Source organism: Halogeometricum sp. S3BR5-2, from assembly GCF_031624635.1.
GTDB lineage: Archaea > Halobacteriota > Halobacteria > Halobacteriales > Haloferacaceae > Halogeometricum > Halogeometricum luteum.
The window spans coordinates 69,871-95,751 of the sequence record NZ_JAMQOQ010000004.1 but is presented as its reverse complement, the minus strand read 5'-3'; the positions used below and the strand labels follow the sequence as shown (position 1 = coordinate 95,751).

26 protein-coding genes are annotated in these 25,881 nt (G+C 66.8%); 18 read left to right on the top strand and 8 right to left on the bottom strand.

What is annotated here, in order from left to right:
* Window positions 1-97 precede the first annotated feature (97 nt).
* Entirely contained in the window at window positions 98-856 is a 759-nt protein-coding gene (locus NDI79_RS15170; RefSeq protein WP_310929421.1) for an IclR family transcriptional regulator, read from the bottom strand.
* Window positions 857-1,039: 183 nt separating this feature from the next.
* Here NDI79_RS15170 and NDI79_RS15165 point away from each other — a divergent pair, with 183 nt between their 5' ends.
* The 10 genes from NDI79_RS15165 to NDI79_RS15120 all read left to right on the top strand — a co-directional run bounded on the left by NDI79_RS15165 (window position 1,040) and on the right by NDI79_RS15120 (window position 10,664).
* Entirely contained in the window at window positions 1,040-1,951 is a 912-nt protein-coding gene (locus NDI79_RS15165) for a GAF domain-containing protein (RefSeq protein ID WP_310929419.1), read from the top strand.
* 116 nt (window positions 1,952-2,067) lie between these two features.
* Entirely contained in the window at window positions 2,068-2,904 is an 837-nt protein-coding gene (locus NDI79_RS15160) for a phosphoenolpyruvate hydrolase family protein (RefSeq protein ID WP_310929417.1), read from the top strand.
* Between the two features lie 4 nt (window positions 2,905-2,908).
* The gene (locus NDI79_RS15155) at window positions 2,909-3,343 is read left to right on the top strand and encodes a cupin domain-containing protein (RefSeq protein ID WP_310929416.1); all 435 of its coding nucleotides are present in this window, start codon (window positions 2,909-2,911) and stop codon (window positions 3,341-3,343) included.
* Window positions 3,344-3,347: 4 nt separating this feature from the next.
* A complete protein-coding gene (locus NDI79_RS15150; RefSeq protein ID WP_310929415.1) occupies window positions 3,348-4,604 on the top strand; it encodes a Tm-1-like ATP-binding domain-containing protein in 1,257 nt (418 codons plus the stop codon).
* Window positions 4,597-5,364, top strand: coding sequence for a DUF1097 domain-containing protein (locus NDI79_RS15145; protein WP_310929413.1), 768 nt, complete (start codon window positions 4,597-4,599; stop codon window positions 5,362-5,364). The genes NDI79_RS15150 and NDI79_RS15145 overlap by 8 nt, the downstream gene beginning before the upstream one ends.
* A gap of 454 nt (window positions 5,365-5,818) precedes the next feature.
* Window positions 5,819-7,180: an ABC transporter substrate-binding protein gene (locus tag NDI79_RS15140; RefSeq protein WP_310929412.1), complete on the top strand. Its 1,362-nt coding sequence runs from the start codon at window positions 5,819-5,821 to the stop codon at window positions 7,178-7,180.
* Between the two features lie 3 nt (window positions 7,181-7,183).
* The gene (locus tag NDI79_RS15135; protein WP_310929411.1) at window positions 7,184-8,098 is read left to right on the top strand and encodes a branched-chain amino acid ABC transporter permease; all 915 of its coding nucleotides are present in this window, start codon (window positions 7,184-7,186) and stop codon (window positions 8,096-8,098) included.
* Window positions 8,095-9,144, top strand: a complete 1,050-nt coding sequence (locus NDI79_RS15130; protein ID WP_310929410.1) for a branched-chain amino acid ABC transporter permease — start codon at window positions 8,095-8,097, stop codon at window positions 9,142-9,144. The genes NDI79_RS15135 and NDI79_RS15130 overlap by 4 nt, the downstream gene beginning before the upstream one ends.
* Entirely contained in the window at window positions 9,141-9,896 is a 756-nt protein-coding gene (locus tag NDI79_RS15125; protein WP_310929409.1) for an ABC transporter ATP-binding protein, read from the top strand. The genes NDI79_RS15130 and NDI79_RS15125 overlap by 4 nt, the downstream gene beginning before the upstream one ends.
* 63 nt (window positions 9,897-9,959) lie before the next feature.
* Window positions 9,960-10,664: an ABC transporter ATP-binding protein gene (locus tag NDI79_RS15120; RefSeq protein WP_310929408.1), complete on the top strand. Its 705-nt coding sequence runs from the start codon at window positions 9,960-9,962 to the stop codon at window positions 10,662-10,664.
* Between the two features lie 39 nt (window positions 10,665-10,703).
* Here NDI79_RS15120 and NDI79_RS15115 read toward each other — a convergent pair whose 3' ends face one another.
* The 4 genes from NDI79_RS15115 to NDI79_RS15100 all read right to left on the bottom strand — a co-directional run bounded on the left by NDI79_RS15115 (window position 10,704) and on the right by NDI79_RS15100 (window position 14,891).
* Window positions 10,704-11,825, bottom strand: coding sequence for a CNNM domain-containing protein (locus NDI79_RS15115; RefSeq protein WP_310929407.1), 1,122 nt, complete (start codon window positions 11,823-11,825; stop codon window positions 10,704-10,706).
* Between the two features lie 200 nt (window positions 11,826-12,025).
* Complete coding sequence (locus NDI79_RS15110) at window positions 12,026-13,180, bottom strand: methionine synthase (protein ID WP_310929406.1); 1,155 nt, start codon at window positions 13,178-13,180, stop codon at window positions 12,026-12,028.
* A gap of 101 nt (window positions 13,181-13,281) precedes the next feature.
* Window positions 13,282-14,547, bottom strand: coding sequence for an MFS transporter (locus NDI79_RS15105; RefSeq protein ID WP_310929405.1), 1,266 nt, complete (start codon window positions 14,545-14,547; stop codon window positions 13,282-13,284).
* A gap of 107 nt (window positions 14,548-14,654) precedes the next feature.
* Window positions 14,655-14,891 (bottom strand): hypothetical protein, encoded by a 237-nt coding sequence (locus NDI79_RS15100; RefSeq protein WP_310929403.1) that lies wholly within the window; start codon window positions 14,889-14,891, stop codon window positions 14,655-14,657.
* Between the two features lie 182 nt (window positions 14,892-15,073).
* Between NDI79_RS15100 and NDI79_RS15095 the strand changes: the two genes are divergently transcribed.
* The gene (locus NDI79_RS15095) at window positions 15,074-15,766 is read left to right on the top strand and encodes a rhamnogalacturonan acetylesterase (RefSeq protein WP_310929402.1); all 693 of its coding nucleotides are present in this window, start codon (window positions 15,074-15,076) and stop codon (window positions 15,764-15,766) included.
* A gap of 32 nt (window positions 15,767-15,798) precedes the next feature.
* Here NDI79_RS15095 and NDI79_RS15090 read toward each other — a convergent pair whose 3' ends face one another.
* Entirely contained in the window at window positions 15,799-16,452 is a 654-nt protein-coding gene (locus tag NDI79_RS15090) for a ribonuclease HI family protein (RefSeq protein WP_310929400.1), read from the bottom strand.
* Window positions 16,453-16,890: 438 nt separating this feature from the next.
* On the opposite strand from NDI79_RS15090, the gene NDI79_RS15085 reads away from it, so the two are divergent.
* The 3 genes from NDI79_RS15085 (at window position 16,891) to NDI79_RS15075 (ending at window position 18,655) form a co-directional block, all read left to right on the top strand.
* On the top strand, window positions 16,891-17,739 hold the full coding sequence (locus NDI79_RS15085) for a DMT family transporter (RefSeq protein ID WP_310929732.1): 849 nt from the start codon (window positions 16,891-16,893) through the stop codon (window positions 17,737-17,739).
* Between the two features lie 194 nt (window positions 17,740-17,933).
* Window positions 17,934-18,305 (top strand): MarR family transcriptional regulator, encoded by a 372-nt coding sequence (locus tag NDI79_RS15080; protein WP_310929399.1) that lies wholly within the window; start codon window positions 17,934-17,936, stop codon window positions 18,303-18,305.
* Window positions 18,302-18,655 (top strand): type II toxin-antitoxin system PemK/MazF family toxin, encoded by a 354-nt coding sequence (locus tag NDI79_RS15075; RefSeq protein WP_310929398.1) that lies wholly within the window; start codon window positions 18,302-18,304, stop codon window positions 18,653-18,655. The genes NDI79_RS15080 and NDI79_RS15075 overlap by 4 nt, the downstream gene beginning before the upstream one ends.
* Before the next feature lie 701 nt (window positions 18,656-19,356).
* Here the strand turns inward: NDI79_RS15075 and solA are convergent.
* The gene (gene solA / locus NDI79_RS15070) at window positions 19,357-20,493 is read right to left on the bottom strand and encodes an N-methyl-L-tryptophan oxidase (RefSeq protein WP_310929397.1); all 1,137 of its coding nucleotides are present in this window, start codon (window positions 20,491-20,493) and stop codon (window positions 19,357-19,359) included.
* Between the two features lie 304 nt (window positions 20,494-20,797).
* Between solA and NDI79_RS15065 the strand changes: the two genes are divergently transcribed.
* From NDI79_RS15065 to NDI79_RS15055, 3 genes are all read left to right on the top strand, one after another.
* Window positions 20,798-21,208, top strand: coding sequence for a PPC domain-containing DNA-binding protein (locus NDI79_RS15065; RefSeq protein ID WP_310929396.1), 411 nt, complete (start codon window positions 20,798-20,800; stop codon window positions 21,206-21,208).
* 106 nt (window positions 21,209-21,314) lie between these two features.
* On the top strand, window positions 21,315-22,661 hold the full coding sequence (locus NDI79_RS15060) for a nickel pincer cofactor-dependent isomerase, group 22 (RefSeq protein WP_484494545.1): 1,347 nt from the start codon (window positions 21,315-21,317) through the stop codon (window positions 22,659-22,661).
* A 67-nt stretch (window positions 22,662-22,728) separates the two neighbouring features.
* Window positions 22,729-23,748, top strand: a complete 1,020-nt coding sequence (locus NDI79_RS15055; protein WP_310929394.1) for an SGNH/GDSL hydrolase family protein — start codon at window positions 22,729-22,731, stop codon at window positions 23,746-23,748.
* Between the two features lie 19 nt (window positions 23,749-23,767).
* Here the strand turns inward: NDI79_RS15055 and NDI79_RS15050 are convergent, their stop codons facing one another.
* Entirely contained in the window at window positions 23,768-24,898 is a 1,131-nt protein-coding gene (locus tag NDI79_RS15050) for a Gfo/Idh/MocA family protein (protein WP_310929393.1), read from the bottom strand.
* Between the two features lie 174 nt (window positions 24,899-25,072).
* On the opposite strand from NDI79_RS15050, the gene NDI79_RS15045 reads away from it, so the two are divergent.
* Window positions 25,073-25,726, top strand: coding sequence for a ThuA domain-containing protein (locus NDI79_RS15045; RefSeq protein ID WP_310929392.1), 654 nt, complete (start codon window positions 25,073-25,075; stop codon window positions 25,724-25,726).
* Window positions 25,727-25,881: the final 155 nt, after the last annotated feature.

Genomic DNA, 25,881 nt, shown 5'->3' with positions numbered 1-25,881 from the left:
TGGGGTAAGAACGGATGATGCTCCTATCCGTCCTCGACTGTTCGTCTATCTCCGAGAGGGGCGGACCACGTTCGTCCGCATAATGTGAACGACCGAGTCAGAAACTCCGCTCCAACGCCGCGGCCGCCTCGACCAACGTGTCCGCGAGTTCGCCGTGCAAGCGGTCGGAGTCGATTCGGTACTTCGGCCCGCCGACGCTCAAACCACCGAGAATGCCACCGTTCCGGTGCACGGGGACGCCGACGGCGACCAGTCCCAGCGCCGACTCGTCGTCGAAGACGCCGTACCCGCGGTCCGACGTCTCGTCGAGCGACTCGAAGAATCGGTCGCGGTCGGTGACGGTGCCCTCCGACTCCTCGGATACCGGCCACCGGTCGAGGATTCGCTCGACTCTGTCTCCGTCCATCTCCGCGAGTATGGCCCGGCCCGCGGCCGTGTTCTGGAGGTGGTAGTCGGTCCTGAAGTTCGCGTCCTTCTCGGCGGCCGCCGAGTCGCCCGCGGCCCCGTGCGCGAACAGGAGTCGCCCGTGTTCGAGTACGGTGAAGTTCGCCTCCTCGCCCGTCTCCTCGGCTAACCCCTCGACCGCCGCACGGATGCGGTCGTAGTCGGGGAACCGGTCGGCGACCACGTCGCCGAACAGCGCCACTCTGAAACTCACCCTGTAACGGTCGCCCTCGCGAACCAGGTACCGACCGTCTAGGAGGGTCTGTAGGTGGCTGTGGAGCGTGCTCTTGGGCTTGTCGACCAGTCGGTCCAGGTCGGCGAGCGTGAGTCCATCGCGTTCGAGAACCAACTCGAACACCCGCAGCGACGTTCGAGACGTCTTCAGGATTCGACCCGTGCTCTCGTCTTTCATGTCGACTCGTAATCGGAGCGACACAATAGATGTTTGCATAATGCGAACGGAGGTCTCCTGCTCGCTGGCTTCTCTCGGTCCACGGTTCGAATCGGTGTCGAGAGGAGAGAACGGGCGACACCCAGTTCGGGATTCGACGGCACAGAAGCTTTACTACGCCTCGACTGTCATTTACTATCAGTGATGACCCGAGAGACCGAACGCGAGCGAGGGGTCGAAACGCCGTTCGACGGCCTCGAAGCGCCGACGGGGCACCGGGAGTTCGTGGCTAGCGTTCAACGGCTCGCGGGCGTCGGCGTCTGGTGTCACGACCCGGCGACCGACGAGACCCGGTGGAGCGAGCGCGCGCGGGAAATCTGCGGCATCGGGCGGACGCACCCGACCGTCGCGGGTCTGGTCGACCGGCACACGAGGACCGACCGGTCGGCCGTCGAGGACTGGGTGACGGGCGCGGCCGAGGGGGACGGCCCGTTCGAGGTGGAAGCCGAACTGGCCCGCGAGGGGTCGACCCGGCGGACGATACGCCTGCGCTGTGAGCCCCGCGAGACGGGCGAGGGGGGTGTCGCGCTCTACGGCGTCGTCGAGGACATCACGGACGAGGTTCGCACGGAGCGACGCATCGAGGTTCTCCGTCGGACGAGCAAGCGACTGAAGGAGGCCGACTCCCGGCAAGGCGTCGCCGACATCTTAGCCGACGCCTCGAAGAACATCCTCGGACTCGTCAACACGACGGTCAGACTGGTGGACCGACGCGACAACACGCTCCGCCCCGTCGTTGCGACCGAGGAGTGCGTCGAACGGGCGGGCGAGCGCCCAAGCTACCCGATAAGCGAGGCCACGCCGGCCGCGCGGACGTACCGAACCGGCGACCCCGAACTCCACACCGACCACCGGGCGACCGAGGACGACTACGACCGCGGCGAACTCCGCTCGGGGCTGTACGTCCCCGTCGGGAGCCACGGCGTCCTGAGCGCCGGGGACGTCGTCGTGAACGCGTTCGACGAGGCGGACCTCGAAGCCGCGGGCCTCCTCGGGCAACTCGGCGCCGAGGCGTTCACCCGAATCGGGCTCACGAAGCGGCCTCGGGCAATCTGAGCGTTCGGACGGGGTCGGAATCTCGCTCCGACGTGGACGTTGACGACGCTTCCGGACAGTCTCGAAGGAACGATAGTGACACTTATGTGCCACGCGTTAGAACGAGGCGTACAGCGATGAAGATAGATCGCGAAGAGTCGCTCAGACGACTCTCCGAGACGGCGGCACAGGACGAACCGATCATCGGCGCCGGCGCCGGCACCGGCATCTCCGCGAAGTTCGCCGAACGGGGCGGCGTCGACCTCCTCATCATCTACAACTCCGGTCGGTACCGGATGAACGGACGGGGGTCGCTCGCGGGAATGCTCCCGTACGGCGACGCCAACGAGATAGTCGTGGAGATGGGTCACGAGGTGCTCCCGGTCGTCGAGGACACGCCGGTGCTCGCCGGCGTGAACGGCACCGACCCGTTCCGCCAGATGGACGTGTTCATCGAGGACCTCAAGCGCCGGGGGTTCAGCGGCGTCCAGAACTTCCCGACGGTCGGCCTCATCGACGAGGACAGCGAGTTCAGGCAGAACCTCGAAGAGACCGGCATGGGGTACGACGAGGAGGTCGAGATGATACGTGAGGCCAGCGAACAGGGGATGCTGACCTGTCCGTACGTCTTCGACCCCGACCAGGCGCGCCGGATGACCGAGGCCGGGGCCGACGTCGTCGTCGCGCACATGGGGTTGACGACGTCCGGCGATATCGGCGCCGAAACCGCGATGGACCTCGACGAGGCGTCGGACCGCGTCCAGTCGATTCGCGACGCCGTCGCGGAGGTCGACGAGGAGACGATGGTCATCTGTCACGGCGGCCCCATCGCGTGGCCCGACGACGCCGCCTACGTCCTCGAAAACACCGAGGGCGTCGTCGGCTTCTTCGGCGCCTCCAGCATCGAACGCCTCCCCACGGAGGAGGCCATCGAACGGCAGGCGGCGGAGTTCAAGGACATCGACCTCGGGTGAGCCGATGACGGAATCACCGTACTTCGTCGAACCCGACAGCGTCGAGACCCTCTCCATGGACTGGGGTGCGCTCAAGTGGATGAGCACGCCCGAGGTCACCGGCGGCGACCGCTTCAGCGCCGGGGTCGTGAAGCTCGAACCCGGCAAGGGCCACGAACGCCACACCCACCCCGACAGCGACGAGATACTCTACGTCATCCGAGGGGAGGGAGAACAGGAGGTCGCCGACGAGTCGCGGGAGATAGCCGCGGGCGACGTGGTGTACGTTCCCGAGGGAGTCGAGCACGGGACGGTCAACACCGGGTGGGAGCCGATGACGCTTCTGGCCGTCTACGCGCCGCCAGGACCCGAGTCGGAACTGCGGGAAGACCCCGACTGCACCGTCGTCCCCGCGGGCGAGGTCCCCGCCGAGAGAGAGACCGAGGACGCGACGGAATGAGACGATGTCTCAGAATACTATCGTACTGATCGGAACGCTCGATACGAAGGGCGAGGAGATACAGTTCGCAAAGGAAATCATCGAGGGCCGCGGCGTCGGCGTCCACGTCGTCGACGTGGGCGTGATGGGTGACCCCGAGTTCGAACCGGACACCCCGGCCGCCGCCGTCGCCGAGGCCGCGGGGGAAGACTTAGAGCGCCTTCGGGAGGACGGCGACCGGGGCGCGGCGATGGACGCGATGGGACGCGGGGCGGCCGAGGTGGCCTCGCGGCTCCACGACGACGGCGTTCTCGACGGCGTCCTCGGACTCGGCGGGTCGGGCAACACCTCCGTCGCGACGGCCGCCATGCGAGCGCTGCCGGTCGGCGTTCCCAAGTTCATGGTCTCGACGGTCGCCTCGGGCGACACCGAACCGTACGTCGACGCCACGGACATCGCGATGATGTACTCGGTGGCCGACATCGAGGGGCTGAATCAGCTCTCGCGGCGTATCATCGCGAACGCCGCGCTCGCGACGGTGGGCATGGTCGCCAATGAGGCGGACTTCGAGACCGAGGAGAAACCGACCGTCGGCATCACCATGTTCGGCGTCACGACGCCGTGCGTCCGGACCGCGCGCGAGTACCTCGAAGAGCGCGGTTTCGAGACCATCGTCTTCCACGCGACCGGCACCGGCGGCCGGGCGATGGAGGAGTTGGTCAGGCAGGGCATCGTCGACTGCGTGCTCGACGTGACGACGACCGAGTGGGCCGACGAGCACGTCGGCGGCGTGTTCGGCGCCGGGCCGGACCGCCTGGACGCCCCCGGCGAGATGGGTATCCCGCACGTCGTCTCGGTCGGCGCCCTCGACATGGTGAACTTCGGACCGCCCGACTCGGTCCCCGAGAAGTTCGACGGCCGCACCTTCCACCACCACAACCCGCAGGTGACGCTGATGCGGACGACTTCCGAGGAGAACCGCGAAATCGGCGAAATAATCGCCGGCAAACTCAACGACGCGGGCGGTCCCGTCGCGGTGTTCCTCCCGCTCCGAGGGGTCTCGCAGATCGACGTCGAGGGCGAGGATTTCCACGACCCCGAGGCCGACGAGGCCCTCTTCGACGCGCTTCGAGAGAGCCTCGACTCGGACGTCGACCTCGTCGAGATGGACGCCGCCATCAACGACGAGTCGTTCGCGCTGGCGCTGGCCGAACGCGTCGAGCAGTTCGTCGGGGCGGGCGACCCCGACTCCGCCGCTGTGGGAGGTGAGTCCGATGCCTGAAGAGACCCCTCGCGTCCCGCTCTGGCTCGCGGTCGCGATAACCGCGTTCGTCTCAGTCCCCTTCGGAACGCTTCTCGGGGTGTACAGCATCCCCGTCTGGGCCTCGTTCATCGCGTGGGCCGAGTACTTCACTTTCGGCTCCTCGCCGGGGCAGTTGAAGTGGATCTACGGGCTGTTCCCCTTGGGGGCGTTCACGATGGCGGTCTTCGGGACCGTCAACAACTATGTCGTCGACGTGATGGGCGTCAACCTCGTCGCGTCCTCGGCGGTCCTGCTGTTCGTCATGGTCGCCGCGGCGACGTACCTGCTCACCCGGATTCCGAACGGGATGGACAAGAGCCTCGCGTACTTCAACGGGCTGTCGATGTTCCTCGTCCTCTACTTCGCGGGCATCGTCGGCGGTCCCGGCACCGGCGGCGGTCCGCTGGTCTCCGGCGACCTCGCGTGGCTCGTCAATCCGTGGATTCGCTGGGTCTGGATCAGCCTCGCGGGTGTCTTCGGCGGATTCCTCGGCTGGTTCAACATCCTCATCACCTTCCCCGAGGTGGACGGCGAACCGGTCGAGGTGAAACCCTGGGAGTGGGTCGGTATCGGCGCGACCGTCGGCCTCTGCGCCCTGCTGTGGGTGCTCTATCACCCGTGGTTCAGCGTGCTCGACGGCACGCCGACGCAGTTCCTCGCCATCGTGGTCGGCATCGGCGCCCTCATCTTGGGCTTCGGCGGGCAGGCGATTCGGAAGTCGAGAGTACAGACGGCGTAGTTCACGGAACCGGCCCAGCGGATGGCGACACCGAGCGGTCGGTAGAGCCACCAAGTCCGTGTAGCATCGTCAGACGTCCCGACTTAGATTCTTTTTTGGTCACTATGGAAACACAGTATACGATATGAATCTCAAATAGACTTAGAGATATCAAAACACGTACAAGGGGATTCACTTCTGAAAATAGAGACCTACTCTCGCATACAAGGACGTGGTCGACGAGAGCCGCTCGGGACGCCGCCGTCCGTCGCCGGACCGCTCTCGAACGTCTCCGAACCGGGGCGACGACATCGTACATGACACATTTTCGGACGTATGATCGATTCGAGGCATCGTCGTGAGCGTATCGAACGAATCCGACGATAATCACCGACGAGCATTCACCTGAGTGACATCCGGGCGTCCATGGTCGGGGTGGGTTATACGACCTCCTGCGGATGTGTGACACTCACTCATGGCGAGTGGTAACAGCAATGCGACGCGGAGAGCAGTTCTGAAAGGAGTGGGTGCGGGCGGCATCGCGGGACTAGCGGGATGTCTCGGGGTCGAAGACGGCGGGAGTGGCAACGGCGGGACGGAGGGAAGCGGCGGAAGCACGGACGCGAGCGGGGGGACGGGGGGCGGGGGCGGTTCGCCGGACAGCATCGCCTTCGGGCAACCCGCCGCGCAGACTGGTCAGTGGGACTTCCTGCAACCGGGCGTCTCGCAGGCGACCGACGCCGCGCTGCAAAACATCAACGACGCCGGCGGTCCGCTGGACACCGAAGTCGAACTCGTGCGCCGCGACACCGGCGTCAACCCGCAGGAGGCCCGGACGGTGGTCACCCAACTCGTGGAGAACGACGGTGCGTCGGCCATCCTGGGGCTCTTTTCGAGCGAAATCAATCCGCTCTGGGACTTCTTACAGGAGCAGCAGACGCCCGTCGTCACGCCGTGGCCGGGGTCGACGTTCCTCGACACGCGCGGCGGCGACAAGGGGACGCCCGAGAATCTGGACGACGACGAGTGGGTGTGGCGGACCGTCGTCGGTGACACCGTCCACACTGCCGGGAACGCAAAGCGGACGCTGGACGAGGGCTACGAGACCATCGGCGTCATCAACGGCAACACGGAGGGAGAGCGGAGTTACGTCGAGGGGTTCCTCGCGCCGTACGAGGCGGAGGGGGGCAGCGTCGCCCAACGTGTGGAGGTCGGTCTCGGGGAGTCGAGCTACCAGTCCGCGCTCGAACGCCTGTTCGGAGCCGACTTCGACGCGTTCCTCGTCAGCCTCCCGCAGGAGTCCGCCATCACGATGCTGAGCGACTGGGCCGACGGCGGCTACGGCGGCCAACCAGTCCTCTCGGACACGCTCGGCACGCAGGCGGTCATCGACCAAGTGGGCGACGCGCTGAACGGCGCGTGGGCCGCCTCGCCGGGTCAGTCGGGGCCGAACTACGACACGTTCGAGCAGGCGTTCCAGAACGCGGGCGACGCGGAGGTCAACGCGTGGTCGCCGCCGGCGTGGGACGCGATGCACGTCGTCGCCCTCGCCATCGAACGCGCCGGCGAGGCGACGCCGGAGGCCATCGAGCGGAACCTCGGACCCGTAAGTAGTGGGGAGGGAACCGCCGTGTCGACGTTCGCGGAGGGGAAGGAGGCCTTGGCGAACGGGGAGGAGGTCAACTTCGAAGGCGCGGCCACCCCGACGAACTTCACCCAGCACGGCAACGTCTTCGGTTCGGTGACCATCAGCGTCGCCGAGAACGGCGCGTTCACCGAAGCGGAGGTCATCCCGGCCGAGGAGGTTCGCGGGTTCGTCGAGGAGGGTGAGTACTGAGCGATGGGACTCCTCCAGAACGTCATCTTCGGCCTCGTGACGGGGTCGTACATCGCTATCGCCGCCATCGGGTTCACGCTCATCTACGGCATCGTGAACATGATCAACTTCGCGTACGGCGAATACCTCACCGTCGGCGCGTTCGTGGGGCTGCTCACCGCGGTGACGCTCCCCCTGCCGCTTCCCGTCGCGGTGCTGGTGGCGATGGTCGGCGGCGGCGTCGCCAGCCTCGTGCTCGCGCGCCTGTTCTTCACGCCCATCAACCACACCGGCCCGGTGCCGATGCTTCTGACCTCCATCGGACTGGGCATCGCCCTCCGCAACCTCATCCGACTCGCCGCCGGGCGGAACGCCCGCTACTTCGACACCGAGACGGCGACGTTCCGACTCACGGGCGTTCCCGACGTGCCGGTCGGACCGTTCGACCTGCTCGGCGACTTCTTCGTCACCTCCGAGCACCTCGTCGTCGTCGGCTGTGCGGTGGCCGTCTTCCTCCTCCTCCACGGTCTCCTGACCCGGACGGACGTGGGCATCGCCATGCGGGCGATGGGCGACGACGAGGACCTCGCGCGCGTCCGCGGCGTCGACACGCAGTGGATTCGCGACAGCGTCTGGGTGCTGGCCGGCGTTCTGGCCGGACTGGCGGGCGTGCTCATCGCGATTCAGACGAACGTCAGCGCCGGGACGGGCTACAGCCACATCCTGCAGATTCTCGCGGCCGCCATCCTCGGCGGCGCCGGAAGCCCCTACGGCGCCATCGCGGGGTCGTACATCATCGGACTGGTGCTGTCGCTCTCGACGGCGTTTCTCCCCGGCGGGATGGCCGAACTCTCCTCGGCGATGGCGTTTCTCATCCTCGTCGTCGTCCTCCTCGTGAAGCCGAGCGGACTCGCCGCGCGGGAGGTGCGCGAGGCGTGAGCGTCGCCGACAGACTCCCGCTCGGAGACGTCGAGGGAAACGGCGCGCTCGTCCTCGGCGCCGTCTGCGTGCTCCTCGCGGCGGTGTTCGCGCTGACGCCGCTGGTCGTCTCGCTCCCGGGGTCGCTGTACGTGTTCTTCGAGGTGGGCATCCTCTTCGCCCTCTACGGCGTGTTGGTGCTCGGACTGGACCTCCAGTACGGCCACACCGGCCTCGTGAACTTCGGGCACGTCGCGTTCTTCGCCGTCGGCGCGTACGCCGTCGCGATGCTGTCCGCGCAGGACAGTTTCGCGGGCGTCAGCCTCGGCCTCCCGTGGCCCGTGGCCCTCCTCGGCGGCGTCGTCGTCGCCGCACTCTTGGGCGCCGCCGTCGGCGCCACCTCGATTCGGCTCCGCGACGACTTCCTCGCCGTCGCCACGCTGGCGACCGCCGAAATCGTCCACTCGCTGTTCGTCAGCTTCGAGGGTATCTTCGGCGGCAACGTCGGCATCGGCGGCGTCCCGCAACCCGTCTCGGACCTCGCGGGCGACGCCGACACCGCGATGCTGGCGACTCTCCTCCTGTTCGGGGGCGTCACGCTCGTCACGCTCGCGGCGGTGACGCGGCTGACCGAGGCGCCTTACGGGCGCGTTCTACGGGCGATTCGGGCGGACGAACTCGTCACGCGGTCGGTCGGCAAGTCGGTCATCACCTACAAGATGCAGTCGTTCGTGTACGGCGCCGCACTCGCGGGGCTGGCAGGGGGGCTGTTCGCCCTCTACACGGGCGCGGTCGCTCCGGGCTACTTCACGATTCAGGTGACGGTGACCGTCTGGATCGGAATGCTGCTCGGCGGCGCCGCCAACCACCGCGGGGTGCTGGCCGGCCTCGCCGTCATCATGGGGCTGCGCCTGCTCTCGCGGTTCGCCCTCGGCGTGACGCCGATATCAGCCGACGCGTTCGCGTCGGTCCGCCTCGTCGTCGTCGGTCTGATACTGGTCGCCGTCATCCGCTACCGGCCGGCCGGCATCTGGGGCGACGCCGAGGAGTTGGGGGTGGACACGTGAGCCTCCTCGCCGTCGAGGACCTGACCAAGACGTTCGGCGGCCTCCGCGCCCTCGACGACCTCTCCGTCTCGGTCGACCGCGGCGAACTGGTCGGCGTGATGGGACCGAACGGCGCCGGCAAGTCGACGTTCTTCAACTGCGTCAGCGGCGTCGTCGCTCCCGATGGAGGCCGCGTCCTCCTGAACGGTACGGACGTGACCGGCGAGTCGCCGGAGTCGCTGGCCCGAACCGGCATGGTCCGGACGTTCCAGCACACGAGAGAGCTAGAGACGATGACCGTCCGCGACAACGTGCGTCTCGCGGCGCCGGACCAACCCGGCGAGCGCACTCTCTCCGCGCTCTTCCGAACGGAGTCGATGCGCGACCGAGAGCGCGCGGTTCGAGAGCGGGCGGACGGACTCGTCGAGACGTTCGAACTCGACCACCTCGCCGACGAGTACAGCGGGAGCCTCTCGGGCGGGCAGCGCAAACTGCTCGAACTCGCCCGCGTGCTGATGCTCGACCCGGACCTGCTCCTGCTGGACGAACCGTTCGCGGGCGTCAACCCGACGCTCACCCGCAAGATAGCCGAGCGCATCCGCGCGCTCAACGACGAGGGGATGACCGTCGTCGTCATCGAACACGAACTGGAGACGCTGACCGAACTGGTCGACCGACTGGTCGTCCTTCAGCAGGGGTCGCTGCTCGTCGAGGGCGACCCGGAGGCCGTCCTGTCGGACGAACGCGTCATCGAGGCCTACCTGGGAGAATGAGATGAGAGAGACGACACGACGAGACGGACGCGAGGACGAACCCGCGAGTTCGGAGGGTCGTACGTGACGATTCTCGACGTCTCCGGGTTGGACGCCGGCTACGGCGACCTGCGGGTGCTCGACGACGTGGATTTGCACGTCGACCCCGGTGAGTACGTCGCCATCGTCGGTCCGAACGGCGCGGGCAAGTCGACGGCGATGAAGGCCGTCTTCGGCCTCGCCGACCGACAGGGCGGCACCATCACTTTCGACGGGACGGACATCACGGACCGCCCGCCCGAGTCAGTCATCCGGGAGGGTCTGAGCTACGTCCCGCAGGTCGACAACGTGTTCCCCTCGCTGACCGTCGCGGAGAACCTGCGGCTCGGGGCCTACATCCTCGACGAGCAACCGGAGGCGCGCCGCGAGGCCGTCTTCGAGCGCTTCCCCGTCCTCCGCGACAAACTCGACGCCAACGCGGGGACGCTGTCGGGCGGTCAGCAGCAGATGCTCGCGATGGGGTGTGCGCTGATGCTCGACCCGGACCTGCTCCTGTTGGACGAACCGTCCGCCGGCCTCTCGCCGGACCTCGTCACCGAGATGTTCGACCGCGTCGACGCCGTCAACGAGGCCGGCACCGCGATACTGATGGTCGAACAGAACGCCAAAGAGGCGCTCAGGCGCTCCGACCGCGGCTACGTCCTCGCCAACGGCGAGAACCGCTACGAGGGCTCCGGCGACGACTTGCTCGACGACGAGGAGGTGCGCCGGCAGTTCCTCGGCGGGTGAACGCCGGACCGCGGGGTCGGGCGTCGCCGCCGACGGTTGCTACGGCCGTTTGCGGACGGCTTGCGACTCCGACTTCGAGTCTAAGGGGTCCTCCAACTGGCCCGCGATGGCCTCGAACGCGTCCGTCGCGGTGATCAACCCGACCGTCCGCTCGTCCTCCGTGACGACGGCCAGTTCCTGGTCGCTCTCCTGGAGTTCGTCGATCAGGTCGCTGATCGGGAGGTCCGGCGCGACGGTCAGCGCGGGCGAGGAGATGTCGGTGAAGTCGGCGTCCCCCGATTCGAGGGCGTCCTGCGAGCGGACGAACGCCGGGAGGTAGACGACGCCGACGACGTCGTCGAGGCTCCCCCCGACGAGCGGGAACCGTGTGAGGGGGCTGGATCGAATCGTTTCGACGTTCTCGGCGACCGACTTCTCGGTCGAGAGCGCGACGATATCGTCGCGGTCGATCATGACGTCAGACGTCTGAATCCGGTCGATGGCGATGGCGTTGATTATCTCCTCGCGTCGCTCCTCGGAGACGTCGAGGTTACCCAGAACGCTGCCCATCCGGTTCATGAGTTCGCCCCGGGAGGTCGCTTCTACCTCTCCGTCCTCGCGTTCCTCTTCGGCCCACGAGCGGGTCATCTCGACGCCGAACGCCGAGAGGATGGCCTTCGCCATCCAGTCGGCCAGTCGGATGACCGGCGAGAAGACGCGCGTCCACCAGTAGAGGATGGGCGCGCCGTACTTCGCGATCTGTTTTGAGCGCTCGATGCCGAGGTACGTCGGCGCTTGCTCGCCCACCGTCAGGTGGAGCAGGTTGATTATCGCCAGCGCCGTCAGCGCCGCGAGCGCGGTGTGACCGCCGCTCCCCGGTCCGAGCAGTCCCCCGATTCCCAGCGCCGCGAGCGCCGGGTCGAGCAGCGCCGCGAGCGCGGGTTCGGCGATGACGCCGAGCCCGACGCTGCAGATAGTGATTCCGAGCTGACAGCCGGAGAGGAATACTTCCAGCCGCTCTGTCATCTCCCAGGCACGTTCGAGCCCCCGGGAGCCTTGGAACTCCGACTCCTCGAACTGCCGGACGCGGGTCATCGCGAATTCGACCGTGACGAAATACCCGTTGCCCAGCAACAGCCCCAGGCCGGCAGCTAGCTGTCCGATTGTTGCAACCGTAGCCATTCTCTTTCTTCCAAGCCGCCACCGGTGGGTAAAGATTGTTGCCGACGGCGCGGTGTTCGAGTGCAAATCACACGACAGCGAGGCGAGAACTCCGCGCGGATTCGAGCGGCTCGAGGGGTGTGAGGCGAACCGGGACAGGCAGATTCCCCCTCGCACGACACGGTACAAACGACCCTCGGATAGTTCTACTCGCCGAACGGTTAGTACACCCGTTCGGTCGCGATTTCGGCGCCCTCGACGAGGGCCTCCAGTTTCGCCCACGCGATTTCGGGGTCGACCATCCCGATGCCGGCCTGCGTGCCGAACCCGCAGTCCGGCGCGGCCACCAGCGGCGTCCCGTCGTCGACGGCGTCGGCGACCCGTTCCAGTCGGTCCGCGATGGTCTCGGGGTGGTCGATGATGTTCGTCTTCACGTCGACGACGCCGGGGATGAGCGTCCACCCGTCGGGGACCGGGTGCTCGGCGAACGCGCGGTACTCGTGTTGATGGCGGTGGTTGGCCTGCTCGACGCTGAGGCCGGTGATATCCGCCTCGTATATCTCCGGGAGCATCTCGACTAAGTCCGTGTCGAGGTGGCCGGGGCCCTCGTAGCTTCCCCAGCAGGTGTGGAGCCGAACCTGCTCCTCGGGGACGTTCGACAGCGCCTCGTTGAGCGCCTCGACGTGGAGGCGCGTGGCGCCCTTGATGTCTTCGAGGGATTCGTCGGCGTACGCCGCCGTCTGGCCGACGGTGAGTAGTTCGGGGGCGTCTATCTGGAGAGTCATCCCCGTGTCGGCGACGAGTTCGTACTCCTCGGCCATCGCGTCCGCGACGGCGAAGAGGAACTCCTCGTAGGAGTCGTAGTAGTCGTTGACGTGGGTGGCGGTGACGACGCTGGGCGACGCCGAGGTAACGAACGTATCCTCGAAGTCGGCGCCGACGGCGTCGAGGGCGTCGTCGAACGCGGCGAGTTCGGCCTCAGCCTCGTCGTGGCCGGTGTACTCGACGGCGTCGGCGACGACGGGGTGCATCGAGAGGTCGATGATGTCCGTCTTGAACGTCTCCTCGGCGTAGTCGGGGAACTCCTGCAGGTCGGCCCAGAGCTCCTGTTCGCGCTTGCCCTCGATGCCGCTGAGTCGGTCCGCGACGTACCAGTTGAAGGAGACGCGGGACTGCTCGCCGTTGTTGGCGGCGTCGATGCCGACGTCGGCCTGTCGCTCGACGACGCGACGCGTGGCGTCCGCGACGGTTTCCTCCCACTCCTCGTCGTCGACCTCCTCGCCGTCTTGGCGCTTCTTTAGGAGGTCGAGCAGTTCCGGGGGCCGTGGGAGGCTTCCGATGTGCGTCGTGCGGATTCGGTCGTCGTTCGCTGTCATTGAGTACTCGCCTTGGTAATAGTTAGTGCGAACAATATAACCTGTGGTATTCACCGCTGAGGGGTGGCCGGGCGGGGCGTCGGCCTCGGAGATAGCTTCGGTCAGTCGCCCGAAGCCTCGCCGGACCGGTCGGACGCGCCCGCTCGCGCCGGTTCCTCCATGACGTACCCGGCGACCGCCGTGAGGAGGCTCGCGGCCGCCAGCGCGACCAGCGCCGGGGCGAACGTCCCCGTGCGGTCGTAGACGACGCCGACCGTGAACGGACCGAGGAACCCCCCGACCTCTCCGACGGTGAAGATGAGGCCCGTCGCGACGGCGGTGAGGCCCGGGCCGATACCGTCCATCTCGATGGGAATCGCGCGGACGAGCGGCGCGAGTCCGCCGATGGCGAACACGCCGACCAGCGCGAGCGAGGCCGACAGCGTCCAGACGGAACCGCCGGCGAGCAGTCCGACCATCCCGACCGTACCGGCGACGCCGCACGCGATTATCGGGAGTCGGCGGGTCGAGAATCGGTCGGAGAGCGCGGGAACGCCGACGATTCCCAGTATCCGGACGAAGACGAACAGGCTCGCCAGCGTCCCCGCCAGCGCGGGCGCCATCCCGCGCGCCCGGAGTATCGCCACGAGCCAGTTCGACAGCCCGTGGCTGATGAACAACTGTACCGTCCCCACGACGACGAGCAGCAACAGGCCGCGGTGGGTCAGCACGCGCGCGAGGTCGCCGGTGACGGAGGCCAGCGCGAACGTCCGCCCGTCGTCGTCGCCGAATCGCTCGACGCGGTCCCAGAGACCCCACGAGACAGCGAACCAGAGCAGCGCGAAGGCGACGACGGACGCGCCGGTGTAGGTGAAGAACTGTCGCCATCCGGTCACCAGCGGGTCGACGAGCGGCTGTGCGACCGCGAACACGGTCGCGCTCCCCAGCGTCGAGCCGATGGTGTACACCGAGGACATCGTGCCGGCGCGCTCGGCGGGGAACAGTTCGGAGACGAGTTTGGGGAGGCCGAACGTGACGGCGGTCCCGCCGACGCCGAGGAGGAGCGTCGGCGCGACGAGCGTCGCGAACCCGGTGGCGGACCCTCGGAGGACGTGGGCGACGCCGACCACGAGCAGTCCGACGCCGAGCGAGACCCGCGAGCCGAGGCGGTCGATGACGAGTCCGGAGACGAGCGCCAGCGGAATGTAGCTGAGTTGGACGGCGCCGGTGACGATGCCGGCTTCGGTTCCCGATAAGCCGAGCGCGTCGATGACGGGGACGAGATACGCCGCGAGCGAGAACCACGAGAAGGTGTACAGGAAGTAGCCGAGCGTGGCGAGTGCGAGCAACGCGTAGGATTCGGTCGAAACGCCGCGGTTCTCGGTCATTCGGATACGAGGATACCGCGGCCCCACGCACATGGAGGTGACTGAACCGGCGGCGGTGGCCGTCGATTCCGTGGACTACACCCCGGAAGCCGGAACGGAGACGACGGTCAGAATCGGTAGCCGTCCTCCGACGGCCGTTCGGTGTAGTCCGACTGCAGGCCGAACGACCCTCGAACGGCGTCCCGGAGCGTTACTTCCTGTATCTCGACGCCGGCCTGCGCGCCGTAGACCGCCATCATCGACGTTCGCTGCCGCCGCCGGAGACCGGCGAGGAGGGCGAGGAACAGGACCGCCGGTGCGACGCTGAGCACGGCCATCGTGGCTACCGCGTAGAGTACGGACATACTTCGGGATTCGCGGCTCGTCGCCTAACAGCTCCATCTAGACGTATAGTGAGTCACCGAGAGCGGGGCTAGCCGAGTACCATCGGAGCGAAATCCCGGGCTCCGAGCCGGTCGCTCGGGTCGAACCCTGATTCTCGTCGGCACCGATGCCTCTATGCCCCGCCTCGCGTATCGCTACCGAAATGACGTCCGAGCCGATAACCGTCCATCTGATCGGAGACTCCACCGCGGCCGAGAAGGCGGCGAGCGAGCGTCCCGAGACGGGGTGGGGAACGCCGTTCTCGGAGCGCGTCGACGACTCGGTGACAGTGGAGAACCACGCCCGCAACGGGCGCAGTACCCGCACCTTTCTCGAAGAGGGACGCTGGCGGCCCGTCGTAAACGCGCTGGAGGCGGGCGATTACGTGTTCGTCCAGTTCGGACACAACGACGAGGTCCCCTCGAAGGAGCAGTACACGCCCGAGGAAGAGTTCGAGGCCAACCTCGAACGGTTCGTCAGAGAGACGCGCGACCGAGGGGCGGAGGCGGTGCTCCTCACGCCCATCGCGCGGCGTCACTTCGACGAAGGGGGTGACCTGAAAGACACGCACCGAGTCTACTCGGAACTCACCCGAGGGGTCGCGAGGCAGCACGACGTACCGCTCGTCGACGCGGACGAGCGGAGTCGGTCCCTCCTGCGCGAACTGGGCCCCGAGGCGTCGAAATCTCTCTACAACCACCTCCCGCCGGGCGACCATCCGAACTACCCCGACGGCGTGATCGACGACACGCACTTCAGCGGGGCCGGCGCCCGCCGGATGGCCGACCTGATTCTCGACGGCGTCGAAACGTTGGACCTCGGATTAGCGACCCGTCTCGACCGAAACCGTAGATAAGCGTTCGCCTCGCGCGGGGTGCGACCGAGGGGCTATCCGGGGCCGAGCGCGGCGATGTCGGCGCCCACCGTCGCCAGCGCGTCGGCCGGGTTGGGGTCGCTGTCCGCCAAGTGCGTGTAGCGGTGGTCGGGAACGTCCGACAGCGCCGCCGCGATGGCCTCGCTGTACTCCTCGACGCCCGACTCCGTCGGGTCGTCGCCGCCCCAGACGTCCCGGATGACCGTCATCGAGTCGATGCGCACCTCCAGGCTGCGCGGTTCGTAGCGGGCCAGCAGTTCGGAGAGTCCGAGTCGGAGAGCGACGTACTCGGCGACGTTGTTCCCGGTTCGAGAGCCGGCCGGCCGACCGAGGCGGGCGAGTTGGGTGTCCTGGGAGTCCACGATGACGGCTCCCGCCCCCGCGGGCCCTGGGTTGCCGCGCGACCCGCCGTCGACGTAGAGAACGAAGGCGTCGCCTGCCGGTTCGGCGGCGGGCGGCCGGGCGAGTTCCGACGCCGACAGTTCTTCGAGCGCCCGCCGCAACTCGGTCGGTTCGGTCGACGGTTCGAAGAGGCCGCCGTAGCCGGGAACGGCGCCGTCGATGACCTCCGTAGCGGCCGCCATCTCGTAACCGACGCCCGCGAGGACGTCGTCGACGCGCACGGCGAGCGGTGAGAGATATTCGGCCGGGAGGCGTCCGTCGGTCACGACGCCTCCTCCTCGCCCGAATTCCGGGCCCTCTCGCCCGTCGTTCGGGGCGATTCCGCGCACGAGTGGTACCGCTGCATAGCGGTCCTCGGCGGTCGAGCGACATAACACCTTTCGCTGACCCCTCGAATCCGTTCTTCGAGCGGACCGTGCCGACTCGACGGAGCGCCGAGCGATAGGCCCGCAGAGAACGGTCGGTGAAGTGGTAGTATATTCTCTAAAAGTGCGCTCATACCTGGAATGTACAGACATATATCGTGCGAATACGTGCTCAAATGCCGTTTGAATCCCAACGCCGGTTTCGAACGCCACCCCGGACCGTCCATCGGGTCGAGAGCGCCGGACGGTATCCACACGCTTATGCGCCGGGTCGCCGTTCCTACGCCCGTGCGCACTGGTGCCGTCTCCGGACTCGCGGACAGGCTTCCGCCGATTCCGATGATCGCACTCGCGGTTCTCGCGGTCAGCACCAGCGCGATTCTCGTTCGGTACAGCTCGGCCCCGAGCCTCGTCGTCGCGCTCTACCGCGTCCTATTTACGACCGTTCTACTGGTTCCGTTCGCGGTTCGGCGGCATCGAGGCGCCTTTCGTCGCCTCTCGGGTACGGACTGGCTCGCGGCGAGCGCCGCCGGTGTCGCCCTCGCTCTCCACTTCGCCTCGTGGTTCGAGAGTCTGGCGTGGACCAGCGTCGCAGCCTCGGTCACCATCGTCCAGGCCCAGGTCCTCTTCGTCGCCGCCGGCGCGGCGGTCTTCCTCTCCGAACGCGTCACGCGCGGGACCGTGCTCGGCGTCGGTTTCGCGCTCTGCGGTATCGCGGTGATGTCGCTGGGGGATGCGGTCGCCGGCGTGGCAGTCACCGGACGAGCGCCGCTCTACGGCAACGCCCTGGCGCTGGCCGCCGCCGTCTGCATGGCCGGCTACCTCCTCACCGGGCGCTCCCTCCGCCAGCGCGTTCCCCTCCTCCCGTACGCCGTCTTGGTCTACTCCGTCTGCGTGGTCGTACTACTCGCACTCGTCGTCGCCACCGGCACTCCCGTGGTCGATTATCCCCCGCACGAGTGGCTGCTGTTCCTCGCGATGGCCGTCGGCCCCGGCGTCTTCGGTCACACCGTCCTGAACTGGGCGCTGGCGCACGTCGACTCCAGCGTGGTCAGCGTCTCGCTCCTCGCGGAACCCATCGGGAGCACCGTGCTGGCGTTCGTCCTCCTCGGCGAGGTGCCGACGGAACTCACCGTCGCCGGCGGCGTCGTCGTCCTCGTCGGCATCGCCCTCACCTCCGGGTCGTGACGAGAGCGGGCCGCGTTCGGTCTCTCTCTGAGCAGTAGTTGAGACTGCGGTTCTCAATGCGTGCGGACTCGAATCGAAGCGCAAAAGCTATCCAATAGCGGTTAGCAGCACCCACTCAGTCTCATATATTACGGTATTTTCAGTGTTTTCATACCGAACTCCTATATCACTCGAACGCCCAGTTACGAGTGACCATGTCCATCGACCGAGAAACGTTCGAGAACGCCTCCGAAGACGAGCTAAAGGACCTCTCCACTCCTGACCACGTTCTCGGGTTCCTCGCCGCACACGAAGACCGCGCGTTCAAGGCACGCGAGATTGCCTCCCAACTCGAACTCGACGAAGGGGCCGTCAGTACAGCCCTCTCACGATTGAAGGATCGTGGTCTGGTCGAACACAAGGCGACGTACTGGGCAGTGACCGACGACGCTGAGCGCCTCGCCGGATATAGCGGGTACGAACGAGCAACGGCTCTGTTCAACGAGCAACTGGGTGCGGAGGATACAGAATCCTGGCGCGAGCATGCACCGCAGGAACCACACCCGAGCGTCGAGGACGAGTCGTGACCGACGAAGAGCCGAAACCGGTCTTCGAGCGGGGCGACGTCGTCCACGGTGACGACCCGTTCAAAGGCGCAGAGAATTCTCGACCCTGGCTTATCCTGTCAAACCACGAAGGACGCCCGTTCTACGGCGAGCAGTACATCGCACTGACGCTCACGACGAAGTCGTGGATTGACGGGCTACTCGACGTTCCCGCCGAGAGTTGGGTGTATGGTGGGATGCCCGAGGAGAGTCGAATCGTCCCGTGGGGCATCCAGTCGATTAGCTACGAGGACATCGACTTCTGGCAGGGTCGGCTCCGAGATGGTATCGTCGATGAGGCAGTATCAAGGCTCGTCGAAGAACTTCAGTAGACGAGTTTGTGCTTGCTCAGTAGTGTCAAATATACATTGTATGGCAGAACCAATAGCTTAGTTAGCCAAGATGAGAGATCAACGTAATGTGAGCGCTGAAAACTAGTGCAGTCGTACTCACTCCCGTTCTCTTGACTGCGGGTTGCGTTGGTGTTGTTCAGACGCCCCATCGAAGCAGACTGTGCCTGTTCAAATTGTTGCGAACAATACCGCAACCTCTCCATATCCGTTCGAGGTATTTATAACTAACATCCAAACAAACCGGAATAGACTCTTAGTTGAGACTGCGGTATCAAAAGCGAGTACGATAACTACACCAAGGTTGATGCTGTAACCATTATTCTGGGGGCCAAGCGAGAATGGGTCACCTGACGCCAGCGCGATATCGGGAGCTTTCGACGATTGGTTTCACGGAGATTTCACGACGTGACAGGACTCCACTCAATCACACGGACAAGAATTGGATAGACTACCTCCTCATTTCGACGTCTGTCCGGTGGTGAGCAACAGGTCTCTCCTGACACTCGGAGTCTACCAAGGCTAGCTGGATTCGGAGAACAACCCGACTATCAGAGCGGGAACTGGAACACACTTCCTTCCCCAATTCGGCTAAATCCACGAATAAAGCCCTTCTATGCAAGGTATTGTTTCAAATTCCTATCCCTGAGCCACCTACCGACAACGGAGACCGCACCCGCCGGTCACCGACCGATGGCGAACGGACCGATATCGAGAGACGGTTCCTCGCCGCTCGCGAGTTCCGCACCGAGTTCGCCGAGGACGCCGGCGAACTTGTACCCGTGCCCGGAGAACCCGCCCAAGACGACGACGTCGGAGTGGTTCGGAAGCGTGTCGACGATGAAGTCCCGGTCGGCGGTGTTCGTGTAGATGCACGTCTCGAAGCCCAGCGGTTCGTCGGCGTCCACGGCGAGATATCGCCCCGCCGCCTCCGCGAGTATCGCCTCGTCGTGCGCCGTGGCCTCCCGGTCCATCCCGTCGGGGTCGATTCGCTCGCGGAGGTGGTAGTGGCGACCGAACTTCACGCCGGGCCTGCCGTAGGTCGGAAAGCCGTAGTGGATGTCCTCGCCGTCGGAGACGAGAAACACGGGGTGGGTCTCCGGGGCGAAATCCTCGGCTCGCTTCGGTCGGAACCAACTGAGGACCTGCCGCTCCGGACTGACCGCCGACGCCAGCGAGTCGACCACCTTCCCGAGCCACGGACCCGCCGCGACGACGAGGCGGTCCGCCTCGTACCGTCCGTTCTCCGTCGTCACCTGCACGCCGTTCCGCGTCGACCGCCAGTCGGTGACTTCCGTCTCGGTTTCGACGGTCGCTCCGAGTTCCCGCGCCAGTCTGACGTGCGCGACGGTCGCCGCCTCGGGCCGCACGAACCCTCCGTCGGCCTGGTAGACGACTTCGTACTCCTCCGGGAGCGTGAATCCGGGGAACCGTTCGGAGGCCTCCGCGCCGCCGATTCGCTCGTGCGGAATCGAGTGCACCTCGCAGGTCCGCCGCGCCCCCGACACCAGGTCGCTCGCCGCGGGGCCGGCGGCGACCGACCCGGTCTTGAACAGCAGTTGCTCGCCGCACTCGTCCTCGAGTCGCTCCCAGTAGTCGTATGCCCGGTCGATCATCGCCATGTACTGGGGATGCTCGTGGTAGGCCCGCCGGATAATTCGCGTCTGACCGTGCGAAGACCCCCGCGAGTGCGGGATGTCGTACCGTTCGAGTCCGAGCACGTTCTTCCCTCTCCTCGCGAGTTCGTAGACCACCGCGCTCCCGACGCCTCCCACGCCGACGACGATTGCGTCGTACTTCGACCCCTCTTCTGCCGTCATACGACTACGGTCGCGTGCCACCAGTATAATACTGTGGGAACGAGACCCACGGAGCGTTCGGCCTCCCGGAACGTCGGTCGGCGCGTGACCAAAAATCCGAGATAATCGTATTTCCGCACTCGTTACAGGCGTAGTGGTGTAATCGAACTTCGCTACGACGATACTGGGTCGACTTGTCCGACGAAGGCCTTTCGGAAAACGCTCCCGTGGTCCCGCCCGAACGGCTTCGAACGCGAGGACGGCGACCGACTTTCGGACTCGTCGCCGGCAAAACACTTTATGCAGACCCGCGAGAGGAGACCGCATGGACTACGTCGAAGAAGGTGACCGCGTCGTCGTGCGACTCGACCCGGGCGAACGGGTGCTCGACTCGCTGGCGACCGTCCGCGAGGAACTCGATATCGAGAACGCCTTTCTGACCGGTATCGGCGCCGTCGACACCGTCACGCTCGGCCACTACGACGTGGACGAACAGGAGTACGCCGAGGAGGAGTTCACCGGGCAGTTCGAGGTGACGAGTTTCCTCGGCAACGTCGGCCCGGACAAGATTCACACGCACATCCAGGTCGCCGACCGCGAGTTCGAGTCGCTCGGCGGGCACTGCTCGGGTGCGCGCGTCTCGGGGACGTTCGAGATGGTGCTCACGAGAGGCGAGACGCCGCTGACGCACCAGTTGGACGAGCGAACCGGTCTCGACGTGTTCGACCTCGACTGAACGTTGACTGAACGCGTCCGCGCGGTGCGGCCCGCGGACGACCCCGCTCGCGCCCGCCCCGCGCCCCTCCCGCAGTTTTATGTCGAACTCGACCGTCGCGCCTAGCATGAACACAGACGACGCGAACCCGAGCGAGTGGCTGTCGGTCCCGGAGGACGTCATCGTCGAGGCGTGCGGCGACCCGCCCCTCCCCGAGATGGGGGTTATCGAACAGCAGTGGGAGACGGACCCGATTCCGTCGGACGAGGTGGCCGCGGCGGCCGCGGCCGCCGTCGAATCGCTCTCCTTCGCGGACGTTCCCGAGGGAGGGGAAGTCGCTCTCGGCGCCGGCAGCCGCGGCATCGCGAACCTCCCGGAAATCGTCGCGGGCGTCGTCGAAGCCGTCTCGGACGCCGGGTACGAGCCGTTCGTCTTCCCCGCCATGGGGAGTCACGGCGGCGCGACCGGCGAGGGACAGCGGGGGATGCTGAACGAACTTGGCGTGACCGAGGAGCGTATCGGCTGCGAGATTCGCTCCAGCATGGACGTGGTGGAGGTGGGGCGAACGCCGGACCGCGACGTGCCTGTCGTCGCCGACGCCAACGCCGCCGACGCGGACGCGATAATCCCCATCAATCGAGTCAAGCCCCACACGGACTTCGACGGCGAGGTGGAGAGCGGTCTCTCGAAGATGCTCGTCATCGGCATGGGCAAACAGCGCGGCGCGCAGATAGCCCACAAGTGGGCCGTCGACTGGTCGCTCCGGAACATGATTCCGGAGATAACCGAGCAACTCCTCGATTCCCTACCTATCGTCGGCGGCGTCGCCGTCGTCGAGGACCAACACGACGACACCACGCTGGTAGAGGGCGTCCCGCCGTCGGGCTTTCTCGACCGCGAGCGGGAACTGCTGGAACTCGCCTACGACCTCATGCCGAAACTGCCGTTCGACGAACTCGACGTCGTGGTGTTCGACCGGCAGGGCAAGGAGATAAGCGGGCAGGGGATGGACACGAACGTCATCGGCCGTCGCCCCTTCGCCATCAACGAACCCGCGCCGGAGAGCCCGGACATCAAGCGCATCTACACCCGGGGGCTGACCGAGAAGACGCACGGGAACGCGATGGGCGTCGGGTCGGCTGACGTGATTCACGAGGACATCGCCGCGGAACTGGACGCGCAGACGACGCTCATCAACGCGCTCACCGCCTCGACGATTCGGGGTGTGCGACTCCCGCCGGTGGTCGCGACGGACCGCGCGGGTCTGGTGGCGTCGCTGTCGACCATCGGCGTCGTCGACCCCGAGACGGTCCGCGTCGTCCGCGCGGCCGACACAATGCACCTCCACCGAGTGTACGCCTCGACGGCGCTCGTCGAGGAGGCGCGAGAGCGCGAGGACCTGCGCGTCGTCGAGGAGGCGTCGCCAATCGAGTTCGACGAGGGGCAGTTCGCGGCGCCGTCGCTCCGCGACTGACGCCAGAGTCCGCGCCTCGGCCTCCCCGGAGGTACCGCTAAGTGCTCCGGCCGGGAACGTGACTCCGATGAAGGCAGACGGCATCCGGTTTCACAACGTGGCGGCGCTCGAACGGGTCGAATCGCGCGAGGGCCGTCGGCTCCAACGGGTCCCCGAGTCGGTCCGGACGGAACTGAACGAGGGCGCGCGGACGCGGATGTGTCACCCGGCGGGCGCGGAACTCCGATTCGTCCCCGAGGGTCCGGTCGAGGTGACGCTCTCCTCGGACGTCCGCGACAGTCTCGTCCGACCGTTCTGGGGCGACTTCCAAGCGGCGGGCGAGGAGGTGGTGATAGGTGAGGGTCCGCAAACGGTGACGCTGTCTCCGCCCGAGAAACTCTCGAACCTGCGCCCGGCGGTCGAAGAGGGTCTCCGGTTCGCGCCGAACGTCTGCCGACTCGTTCTCCCCGGCGACCACCGCGGCGGTCACGTCTACTTCCACGGCGTCGAGGGCGACGCGCGCCCGCCGACGGCCGAGGAGGTGCCGGACCGCCGGTATCTCGCGTACGGAACGTCCATCACCGAAGGGGAGGCGCCGTCGGCCGAGACGCTGACGTACGTCAACCAGACCGCGCGCCGCCTCGGCGCCGACGCGGTGAACCTCGGCTCCTGCGGAACGGCGTACTGCGACCCGGCGATGGCCGAGCACATCGCCGCCCGCGACGACTGGGACGTGGCGACGCTGTCGCTATCGGTGAACATGGTCGGCCGATTCTCCGTCGAGGAGTTCCGAGCGCGCGCCGCGTCGATGATAGACACCGTCGCCGCGGCGCACCCCGAGACGCCCGTCGCCTGCATCACGTTGTTCCCCCACGCGCGGGACTATCTCGCCGACGACGGGGAGGCGGCGCTGGCCGAGGAGTTCCGCGAGACGCTCCGAGACGCCGTCGCGGACTGCGGCCACGAGAACGTTCACCTCGTCGAGGGACCGGACCTGCTCCCGACGGCCGCGGGGATGACGACGGACCTCGTTCACCCCGGCGACGACGCGATGATTCGAATCGGCGAGGCGCTCGCCGCCCGACTCGAACCGCTGTTGGCGGCGTAGCCCCGTTCAACGGGCCCCGCTACTCCCGACGTCCGCCCACACTCGACGTCGAATCGACCCTCGGAAACCCGTCCGGGACGGGCGCCGGTCTGTCACACCCCGCCGACAGGTCGACGTACTCCCCCTCGCCGGCCGAGTCGCGGATGCCCGCCATCGCCTCCAGCACGTGATAGCCCACCTCGCCGTTCGTGCGGTGCTCCCAGTCGGACGACAGCGACCGCGCGAGGTCGACGAGGCCCAGTCCGCGCTGCTGGCCCGGGTGGCTGCGCTCGACGGACACCTCGCGCCACTCGCCCTCCTCGTCGTCACGTAAGTGGACGCGCGGCGACCCGTCGAAGCGGTTCGGGTCCGTCACGCTCAGCGTGCCTTCGGTTCCATGTATCTCGAACCCCGGAAGTTCGGAGCCCCAGACGTCGAAACTCGTGAGGAGCGTTCCGGTCGCGCCGCTCTCGAAGGTCAGCACGGCCGTCTCGTGCGTCGGCACCTCGACGGGAATCCGCTCGCCGCGCCGCGGTTCGCTGGTTATCTCTCGCTCGGGGAACGGTGTCTGCGAGGTGCCCGCGACCGACTGAATCGGCCCGAGCAGCGTCACGAGCGACGTGAGATAGTACGGCCCCATGTCGAACAGCGGGCCGCCGCCCTCACGGTAGAAGCCGTCCGGATTCGGGTGCCAGCTCTCGTGGCCGTGGTTCGCCCAGAACGCCACCGCGCCGACCGGGTCGCCGATGACGCCGTCGTCGAGGACGTCCCGGCAGGTCTGGATGCCCGTCCCGAGCACGGTGTCCGGCGCGACGCCGACGGTCAGTTCCCGCTCGGACGCCGCTTCGATGACCGCTTCGCCCTGCTCGCGCGCCGCCGCCAGCGGTTTCTCCGTGTAGGCGTGCTTCCCCGCTCGGAGCGCCGCCAACAGCAGGTCGCCGTGCGACGCCGGCGGCGTAAGAACGGCGATGACGTCGACGTCGGGGTCTTCGAGCAGTTCCTCGGTCGAGAGGACGCGGGGCACGCCGTACTCCTCCGCCTTCGACTCGGCGAGGTCCTCGTCGAGGTCCGCGCACGCGACGGCGTCGAGGGCGTCGAACCGCTCGCACGCCTCGAAGTAGACGTCGCTGATGGCTCCGCAACCCACGACACCGACAGATACTGGTTCCATGCCGGAGGGTCACGGGGGAGCGACAAGTAGCTTTTCCCGCGGCGGCGGCTTTGATTCGGCCGCTTCGGCGTCCCGTAACACTCGACGCCCGACTCGGTGACGCGAAGGGTGGCCGTCGGAGCCGCAGTTCGCGGCATCGAAACGACTTTTTCGGCGGGCGGCGAACCGGGCGCCATGGAAAGACCGACCGCACTGCTGATCGGCGAGATGACGTTCCCGTTCCACGACCTCGAAGAAATGGGTCCGCACATCGAATCGGCCCTCGGCGACGCGGCAGAGGTGACCCGCTCGACCGACAGAGACGACCTCATCGACCTCTCGGGGTACGACCTAGTCGTCGACTACCTGACCGACAGCGAGTTGACCGACGACCAATTGGCGGGACTTCTCGATTTCGTCCGCGACGGGGGCGGTTACCTCGGCCTCCACTGCGCGGCCGACCTCACGAGCGTGCACGCCGGCGGTGGCGAACTGGCTCACAGAGACGAACCGTTCCCCGAACTCCGCGAACTCGTCGGCGGGCACTTTCTCACCCACCCCGAGCAGTCCGAGTTCGGCGTCGACGTCGTCGCCGAGCACCCCGTCGTCGACGGCGTTACGGACTTCGAGGTGTTCGACGAACCCTACCAAGTGACCGCGGACGACGACGTGACCGTCCTCGCCCGGATGGACCACCCCGACCTCGACGACTACCCGGTCGTCTGGGTCCGCCCGTACGGCGACGGCCGCGTCTGCTACGCCTCGCTCGGACACACGGAGGAGGCGTTCGAGAACGAGGCGTACCGTCGCCTCCTCCGCAACGCCATCGGATGGCTGGTCGAGGGCTGAAGAGGCGCGAAGGAGGCGGCCGCCGTCGGATGCGTGACCGCGCGTCCTCCGGTTCCCGATTTGCTTCGCTTCGCTCCGCCCTTCGACCCCACCGGTCGAGCGATAGCGACTAATAGTTCGACTCGCCACTGTCGATGGAGAGCGAGATTTGCATG